Source organism: Gemmatimonas sp. (assembly GCF_036405635.1).
Taxonomy (GTDB): Bacteria; Gemmatimonadota; Gemmatimonadetes; order Gemmatimonadales; family Gemmatimonadaceae; genus Gemmatimonas.
In genome coordinates, this window is the sequence record NZ_DASWXE010000026.1 from 1 (window position 1) to 8,886 (window position 8,886).

The 8,886-nt window shown below is 64.6% G+C and carries 8 protein-coding genes; 2 read left to right on the forward strand and 6 right to left on the reverse strand.

What is annotated here, in order from left to right; genetic code table 11:
• Window positions 1–90: 90 nt before the first annotated feature.
• The 6 genes from VGE27_RS01285 to rpsL all read right to left on the reverse strand — a co-directional run bounded on the left by VGE27_RS01285 (window position 91) and on the right by rpsL (window position 5,669).
• Window positions 91–891, reverse strand: coding sequence for a glycosyltransferase (locus VGE27_RS01285; RefSeq protein ID WP_331047816.1), 801 nt, complete (start codon window positions 889–891; stop codon window positions 91–93).
• Window positions 892–895: 4 nt separating this feature from the next.
• On the reverse strand, window positions 896–1,642 hold the full coding sequence (locus VGE27_RS01290; RefSeq protein ID WP_331047817.1) for a class I SAM-dependent methyltransferase: 747 nt from the start codon (window positions 1,640–1,642) through the stop codon (window positions 896–898).
• Window positions 1,643–1,648: 6 nt separating this feature from the next.
• Window positions 1,649–3,652, reverse strand: a complete 2,004-nt coding sequence (locus tag VGE27_RS01295) for a glycosyltransferase family 39 protein (protein ID WP_331047818.1) — start codon at window positions 3,650–3,652, stop codon at window positions 1,649–1,651.
• Between the two features lie 3 nt (window positions 3,653–3,655).
• A complete protein-coding gene (locus VGE27_RS01300) occupies window positions 3,656–4,483 on the reverse strand; it encodes a YaiO family outer membrane beta-barrel protein (RefSeq protein ID WP_331047819.1) in 828 nt (275 codons plus the stop codon).
• Between the two features lie 314 nt (window positions 4,484–4,797).
• A complete protein-coding gene (rpsG, locus tag VGE27_RS01305; protein ID WP_331047820.1) occupies window positions 4,798–5,268 on the reverse strand; it encodes a 30S ribosomal protein S7 in 471 nt (156 codons plus the stop codon).
• Complete coding sequence (gene rpsL, locus VGE27_RS01310; protein ID WP_291164093.1) at window positions 5,265–5,669, reverse strand: 30S ribosomal protein S12; 405 nt, start codon at window positions 5,667–5,669, stop codon at window positions 5,265–5,267. The genes rpsG and rpsL overlap by 4 nt, the downstream gene beginning before the upstream one ends.
• 427 nt (window positions 5,670–6,096) lie before the next feature.
• On the opposite strand from rpsL, the gene VGE27_RS01315 reads away from it, so the two are divergent.
• Window positions 6,097–8,076 carry a serine/threonine-protein kinase gene (locus tag VGE27_RS01315; protein ID WP_331047821.1) on the forward strand — a complete coding sequence of 660 codons (1,980 nt, stop codon included), beginning with the start codon at window positions 6,097–6,099 and terminating at the stop codon, window positions 8,074–8,076.
• Window positions 8,077–8,316: 240 nt separating this feature from the next.
• Complete coding sequence (locus VGE27_RS01320) at window positions 8,317–8,691, forward strand: four helix bundle protein (protein ID WP_331047822.1); 375 nt, start codon at window positions 8,317–8,319, stop codon at window positions 8,689–8,691.
• Window positions 8,692–8,886 lie beyond the last annotated feature (195 nt).

Below are 8,886 nucleotides of genomic sequence, written 5' to 3' on the forward strand. Positions count from 1 at the left end.
CCGGCAAGCGCACCACGATCACGGCCCCCATCGTGCGCCTGCTGCCCGGCGCGACGGTGTACGGTGCCGTGATGGCCGCTGCGGACGGACTTACCGTGAGCTGAGTGTGGTGTACGGGCGATGCCATATCGCCCGTGCATCGCGAATGATCAACAGCTCCTGAAGGGCCCTCAGGAAATCCCCGCCCCGCACCTTGGACCCGGCGCGATGTTGCCACACTCCGAGCGGCTGCTCATGCACCAGCCGCTCGATGGTGTGCTGCCCCTCGAAACGCAGCAGTGCCTGCGCGCGCGTGAGCAACTCAACGTCGAAAATCCATCGTGAACGAAACGGTTCCGAGAGCGACGTGCACAGCAGGGGGCCGATACGAAACAGTTTGGCGCCACACTGCGTGTCGTAGGAATCGATGCCCAGCAGGATGGAGCTGCAGGTGGCAAAGAGTCGCCCGAGATAGTGGCGAACCGGCCGACGGGTCACCTCATGCCCAAGTGCGCGCAGGCGGATGCCCCACACCCACTGCACGGTCGGACGGCGCAGAAACGTCTCGCGCAGGGCCGGCAGTTCGTCGAGTGGCGCCGACAGATCGGCATCCCAGAAGCCGCACAACCCCTCGTGAGAGGCGCAGGCTTCGAGCATCCCCTGCCGCACCGCTTCGGCCTTGCCGGCATTGCTGTCGAGGGTGGTGATGGCAATGCGCGAAGGCGCCCGTTCCCGCAACGTCTCCAGCACCGCCGCAGTGGCATCGGTGCTGCCATCATTTGCGAACAGCAGGCGTAACCACGGATAAGCGGTGAGCGCCCGCAGAAACGCATCCTGGTCGAGCCGCGCAGCCTCGTTGTAACAAGGCACTACGAGCACGAGCGGCAGGTCGTCCAACGCCTCGACGTTCATCGCATCACCGCGCTGGCCGCGCCACGGCGAGCAGTGAGAGCCCGAGCGGCAGGGTACGCTGCGGGATCCACGCACGCTCCAGCCGCCACGTGTTGTAGAGCAACGAATTCACGGCCGGCGATGGCGTGAGTGCTTCGACCTGATATCCGAACAGCCGCTCCTTGAACCGCTGCGCGATGGCGAGTGGCAGCAACAGCAGGTTCATGTAGCTGAGGTACTCGACAGCGAATCCGGCGGACTCGAGGTGCGCGCGCAACGTCGGTGCGGAATAGCGACGATAGTGATTGTGCACTTCGTCATGCGGCCCCCACAGCCACTGCAGAGCGGGCACGGTGAGTACCAGCGCACCTTGCTCGTTGAGACGGCCACGCAACGCACGGAGTGATTCGACGGGATGCTCGAGATGCTCGAGCACATCGAACAGACCGATCAGGTCAAACGACGTATCACCGAACGGGATGCCGTCGGGCAGTGATCCCGATGCAATGGTGCCGAGTCCTGCGCGTTGGGCGGCGGCGCAGGCCTCCGCGTCGTACTCGAATCCGAACAAGGTCCCGCCCTGCGCCCAGCGGGCGAGCAATCCGAGATTGCCACCTGATCCACAGCCGGCATCGAGCACATTGGGTGACACCGGCAATGGCACAGCCTTTGTGCACTGTGCGATGGCGCGCTCGATGAAATCGCGCCGGCCACGGAACCACCAATGGTCCCGTTCCGAATCGGCCATCAGGGCAAAGGCGTCACGATCCATGGACGTCTACTCGATGCGCCACAGCGCAGTCGATGGAGCATTCGTGTGCTTCCATCGCTCCACCAGCCGCAGGTTGAAGACGCCGACAAACTCTCCTTCACGTGCTTCCGGCAGCAGCAGATACTGCGCGTCGAGCTTCTGCACATCGGCCGGCAGGTAGTGCTGAAACGGCGTGAGCACACGATGCCGATAGTCGGGACCCATGGCGTAGTAACCCGAGGGTTGCCCGGCCAGGTTCACGATGCGTGACGGCGGCAGTGACGCGATGGCCGGCGGCACCGGTGCCGCCGATTCGTGAAACACCATGTTGTACGCTGCAACGCCTGCGAGATGGTAGCTGACTCCACCGAGGCTGATCAGGATGGCCACCGCCGTGGTCATGCGCAGCAGCCAGGTCGGGTATCGCGTCACGAGGGCACCGACGAACACGAACGACAACAGGATCGGGTAGAGCCCATATCGGGGCACCAGCACGCCCGTGCGGGCCCAGGCGACCGTCGACGCGAGCAGGACCATCCACAACAGGCGGTGTGCAGCAGATCCGCGTCCGGTCCAGAGACCCAGCACGAGTGCGAGCACACCGACCGTGGCCACCGTGGCCCCAAGGCCGGTCTCGAAGCCGAGGATGTGTCCCGTCTCGAACCAGGGATAGGTGAGGCGCTCAAAGAGCGTGCGGGGCCCTGGAGCACCGGCAAGCAGCGACGGCAGCGGGATACCCGGGAGTCCGGCCACCGACAATGGATAGAACGGGTTCCCCTCGCGCACCGCATTGCGCAGGTACCAGAAGATCATGCCAGGCAGGGCGCTGACGATGAGCCATGGCAATTGCGAGACCAGCGCACGGATGTCGACGAGAGGTTGTTCGAAGTCCTCACTGGGCTGGCCGCGGCTGGCGTACCAGGCCCAGAACAATCCCAGTACGACCGCCGGAGGGCCTGCGGAGTACTTGGCACCCATCGCGAGCCCCAGTGCCGCTCCAAAGCCTGCCGTGAGCCATCGGTTGGTGGCGCCTTCGCGTCGCCACACCAGCAGAATCCATGTAGCCAACAGCAGACACAACGCGGTAAACGTGTCGCTGTACACCACCATGCTCTGATAGGCGAGCACTTGCAGCGATGCGGCCGCAAGCGCCGACAGTGCCGCGGCGCGCCCTGACTGGCCAATCTCGCGAGCGAGTCGATAGACCACCCAGATCGCGCCCAGGCTGCTGGCGTACGCAGCAAGAAACGCGAGGCGATCGCTCCCGAACGCGAGCAACCAGCGCACCAGTAACTCGAAGTTGCCCGGGTAGAACGTGACCACCTCCGCTGCCACGCCGGGCTCGAGCCGTCCCGTGATGAGCCAACGTGCCGGACGCGCGATGTGATCGCTGAACGAATCGTAGCCGAAAATGCCGGACAGGCCCGCGATCAACACGATCGTCCAGGTGATCACGGCGCAGCTCGTGAGCAGCAGAATCAATGCACCGGATGGATCACCGTCACGCGGCACATCGGCAGGTACATGCGTCGTGAGTACCACCCGACCCGTGTGCCCCGATCGTCCAATGGCCCACGCGAGGAGTGCCGCACATGCCGCACCTCCCACCTGCGCGATGGCGATATTGATGCCGGACAGCCACCCGTTTCCATCAGGCCAGCCTGCAGTGGCCAACAACATCGGGGGCACAATGGCCACGCTCATCGCAGCCAAAAGTCCCATGGGTGCGGCGATCGAGCTGCCGCGAAAACGACGGGCAATGAGCAATGCGGCCATCAGGCATGCAATGGCACCCACCAGTGCTGCCATCGCATCGGACGGAGCCGTTGGTACAGTGAACGGCACCGGATACAGCACGGGATTCGTCCAGAAGTCGCGCAGTACCGTGCGCAGAAACAGGGCCTGCTCGCGCCACAGCACAACAGCGCGGCTTTGCGACATCCAGACGATGAGGCTCACCACCGCGAGCACTGCCGGGATCCATGCCATCAGGCGTTCACGGCCCCGGTGGTCGCGTTCCGATGGTGACATGCGTCAGAAGTCGACGAAGTACATCAGGCCGACGGCCTGGCGATTGAAGATGTCCAGCTTCTGCTCGAAGTCGAGACGCAGCGACAAGCCACTGCTCTTCGTGATCCACTTGGACGCAAATGCCGTGGCGAAGTTGCTGCGGAATCGCGCATCGAACGGCGTGGCCGCGAGCAGGCGATACGCTTCGTTGCCGGCGCCCACGCTGCCGCCGATCCAATACTTGCCCTGCGTCCCCCACTGCCCGCCCGCCTGCCACGCGTGCGATCGGGCACCACTCGCCCGATCTTCGTTGAAGAACACCGCAGCGTTGTAGATACCGCGGCCACGATAGAGCATCGATCCGAGTGACAGGATCTGACCACCCGCGCGCTTGTCGGTATAGCGCAGGTCGGTGATGCCCGTAGTGACCATCAACCCCTTGGCCTTGGGCACGGCGATGAACAGGCTCGCGTCGCTACGATACTTCGGGAAGTGCACCACACCGTTGTCAGGCGCATGACCCACACCGACAATGGCGTACATCCACGGCGCGATGTTGATGTACGAACCCACACCGATCAGCTGCTGCCGTCCATTGGGGCGTGATTGCGTGCCCACATTCACGAATGGACTCAGCTTCGCCGACGAATACAGGAGGCGTGCATCCTGCCCCTGCCACACACCGAAGCCCTTGTCGGCCTTGCTGTAGAAGCTCGACACCTGCAGATGCCAATGCGCCGGCTCCTGCTGCGGGACCACGACGCGGGTACTGTCACGTGTCTGGGCGCCGAGTGCCGTCGGCACGGATCCGACAATGCCGGCGACAGCCAGCAGGGCAATGAACGCGTGCATCAGTCGGCGTTCGCCGTTGGGAAGGAATGTGCGGACGGAAGACAAGCGCGGTCCCGCTCCAGGAACGGATGTCACGTAGCTGATGCAGGGCGGTCGAAGTCATGACGCCCGGTCGGGAGGTCCCGTAACCGGCAGCACTTCGCTTCCCCACGGGTCAGGCTCGGCAGCCCGACGGCGATGTCGTCAAACGTGACCGCATCGACCTACTTTCGCCAGTCAAACCATCACATCCCCGGCATGCGGCCCCAAACGGTGGGAATGCAAAAAGGGCCCCGGGAGATCCCGGGGCCCTTCTGGAGGCAGGCGGAAACGCCTTACCAACGATAGTGAGCGAAGGCCTTGTTGGCTTCGGCCATGCGGTGCGTGTCTTCCTTCTTCTTGACCGCATTGCCTTCACCACGCGAAGCAGCCAGCACTTCGGCGGCCAGCTTCTCCTTCATGCTCTTTTCGTTGCGATCGCGCGAGTAGCTGATGAGCCAGCGCATCGCGAGGGCCGTGCGGCGGTCCTGACGGACTTCGACCGGCACCTGGTACGTCGCACCGCCAACGCGGCGGCTCTTCACTTCGACCACCGGCTTGAGGTTGTTCAAGGCCTGCTTGAACACGCCCACGCCCGGCTGGCTGGTCTTCGCTTCGACGATGTCCATGGCGCCGTAGAAGATGCCTTCGGCGGTGGACTTCTTGCCCTGAATCATCAGGGAGTTGATGAACTTCGAAACGGTCTGGCTATCGTAGCGCGCGTCCGGCAGGACGGTGCGCTTTACGGCGCTCTTGCGGCGGCTCACTTCTTCTTACCTCCAGCCGCAGCCTGACCCGGCTTCGGACGCTTGGTGCCGTACTTCGAACGGCTCTGGTTGCGGCCGTTCACGCCCGAGGCGTCGAGCGTACCGCGGACGATATGGTAACGCACACCCGGCAAGTCCTTCACACGACCACCGCGCACCAGCACGATGGAGTGTTCCTGCAGGTTGTGGCCTTCACCGGGGATGTAGGCCGTCACTTCGAGCTGGTTCGTCAGACGAACACGCGCAACCTTGCGCAGCGCCGAGTTGGGCTTCTTGGGCGTCGTGGTATAGACGCGGGTGCACACGCCACGCTTGAACGGATTGCTCTTGAGCGCGGGCGCCTTGGACTTCTCCACCACGTCCTTTCGGGCGCGACGGACCAGCTGGTTGATCGTAGGCATTCGTAGATGGTTGCCCGGTGGCCTGGCCACCGGGATGTTCGAACTCCGACCACTACGTGGATCGCCCTGGCACAAGGACCGGGGCGGCACGGAACAGAACCCTAAGCTTAGTCCCCCTAGGTAGGGCGGTCAACCGCTCCACCCCACTATGAGCGCAACATCCCAACCCCTGCCGCCGAAGCAGATAGGGCCCTCCCAACGTACGGACCAGGGCGCCCCATCAGGAAACCCGGCCACGGAACCCCACGGGGGCATCGGTGGAAAGATCTTCGGGTGTCTCAGTCACGTCGACACATCGACACCCCAAACCAGGGACAAGGCGCCGTCCTCAAGGCCTCCGCCACGAAGACCGGTTGGACCATCACCTTGGCAGCCGCCCCTGTACATTGAACAGCCCATTACGCCAAAGCCCCATCGGGAACTCCCCGTGAGCGATTTTCAGTCCCGCCTGCAACGCGCCCTCGACGCCGACTTCCTGATCGAACGGGAACTCGGCGGCGCCGGTATGTCGCGCGTGTTCGTGGCCACCGAGCGCGCCCTGCAGCGCAAAGTGGTGATCAAGGTTCTGCCACCCGATTGGGCAGCCGGCGTCAATGTCGAGCGGTTCCGCCGCGAGATTCAACTCGCGGCACAGTTGCAGCACCCACACATCGTCCCGCTGCTGGCCGCTGGCGACGATCAGGGGCTCCTGTGGTTCTCGATGCCATACATCGAGGGAGAATCCCTGCGCGGTGCGCTGCAGCGCCAGCAGCGGCTCCCGGCGCGCGATGTCGTGCGCATCCTGCACGATGTCGTCGACGCCTTGGCCTACGCGCATGCGCGCGGCGTGGTGCATCGGGACATCAAGCCCGACAACATCCTCACGTCGGGCATGCACGCACTGGTCACCGACTTCGGCGTGGCCAAGGCCCTCAGTGCGGCCAGCCCCGCGCACGGCGGTACCACCACCGGCATGGCCATCGGCACCCCCGCTTACATGGCCCCCGAGCAGCTCGCGGCCGATCCCGCCGCCGATCATCGGGTGGATCTGTATGGTGTGGGCCTGCTCGCTTACGAATTGCTCACCGGGGCCGGTCCGTTCACCGGTGCGTCACCGCAGGCCACACTCGCGGCGCAACTCACGCAGATGCCCGAACCGCCGCATCGCGCGATCAGTGACATTCCCGAGCCGCTGTCCGCGCTCATCATGCACTGCCTCGCCAAGGACGCGAACAAGCGGCCAGTCTCGGCGCGCGCGCTCCTCACGGAACTCGAGGCCCTGCCCGTGATGGCCAGTGGCGCGGCACTCCCGGTGCGTCGCGCCAAGCAGCCGTGGACGCTGGTGGCACTGGGTACCGTGGCAGCCGCCGCGGTCGCGTTCGCGATGTGGCGCCCGAACATGACGGCCGCTGCCGGCGGCGAGAGCGACTCGCTACGCGCCCGCGATGCCAATCGCACCGGCGGCGCACCGTCGATGGAAGTGGCCCGCGCCGGGAGACGCGGTGATTCGGCCGCGTTGGCGGCCCTGGCCGAAACCATTCCGGTCTTCCGCGAAATCACCGACGGCACGCCGTCCACGACGGTTCCGCTCGTGATCACACGCGCCGAGTCCCTCGCGATTGCGGATGCAGTGCGCAAGCGGCAGGCGTCCGACATGGCGCGGCGTACACGTGATTCGGCGTTGTCCGGTGCCGTCACCGCCAGCCTGCCCGGATCTCCAGCCTCGCCCGCACCGGCCGCATCGCCCACTGGCATCTCGGCCAGCGCCACTGCGCCAGGCATGAACACGCGCGTCATCGTGCGGACCAGAGATGGTGTCACCGCATCGGTCGACCGCGATGCGCTGCTTGCAGAAGTGGGTCGCATCTTCGCCGATTCCATGGGCCGCGCCATGCTGCACATGGACTCGGCGTTGGCTCGCGTGCCCCGCGCGCCACAGGTGGATCCGATGCGCATCGCGGCCGGATTCACACCACTACTCGCGCCGCCGACTGACAATCGCCTGCGCATCGTCGTCACTGATTTTGCGAACAACACCGGACGCCGTGAATTCAGCGGCTTCATGCGCGACATCACGCGACAGATGCGAGAGTCGATCGAGACCGATCGTTTCGACGTGGTCAGTCCCGGCGTGACCGATCGCGCCGCGCGCATGTCCGGCGATCGCATGGCAGTCGGCTGGACACTGCGCGCCGACTATGTCATCAGCGGCCTGGTGACCGCACGCGGTGACTCGGCCGTGGTACTCACGTTGCTCACCGATGTGCGCAACGGTCGCTATTCGCGTGCTTTCGAGAGTGTGTCACCCGATCGCGATGTGCGTCGCGCACTCGAACCGGCCCAGCGCCAGGTGGCCGCATGGCTCGACACCGCGGCGGCGATGGCAGTGCGGCGAGGACCACGAGGCGACATGGAAGGACGTCGCTAGCGTCAGATGTCAGCGTTCAGATATCAGAAGTCCGAGTTCAGATATCTGACGGAGATAGATGGTGAGAGATCAGACCGTCCTAGATGTCAGAGGTCTGAGCACTGACGCCGGCCGCCTTTCGTGTGCGGCGATGCGCTGAAGCCGTGGGTCTTGCGGATGGAGACAGGTAACTGCGGTTCCGCGATACGGGGTGCGTAGTTCGGGTGACACGCGTGGGCGTCGTGCGTGGCATCATGGGCCATGCCGCACAATCCTGCGCGTCTCAAGGTGGTGGACCGAGCGTTTCAGCTCGCGGTCTCGGTGCATCGCGTGGCCGATCGTTTCGCGCGGGAGATCGCCGCCACGTCGCCGGGCATGCGATCGCAAATGCTACGCGCGGTGGATTCCATTGCGTACAACATCGCCGAGGCGACCAGTCACGACTCGCCAACCCGAATGGCCGCGCAATTGATGGTCGCCGTTGGCTCCTGCAATGAACTGGAGATCCAGCTGAAGTTGGGTGATGCCCTCGGTGTGCTTGGTGAGTCCGGCCCATCGCTCATCACCGAGACGCAGGAGATCCGCATGATGCTGTTCGGACTGCGGAAGCGCGTGTTGCAACCACCAGCAGCATAGAGACCGACTGCACCAACCGTGGTTCCGGCCATGCCATCGCCGCACACGACAGGCAGACGGCGCCAGTGCTCAGACCTCTGACATCTAGGACGGTCTGATCTCTCACCATCTATCTCCGTCGGAGTTCAGAGCTCTCAACATCTCTCGTCTGACCTCTGCAGCCCGCCCAACGACAGAGTTCAGAGGCCAGACCGC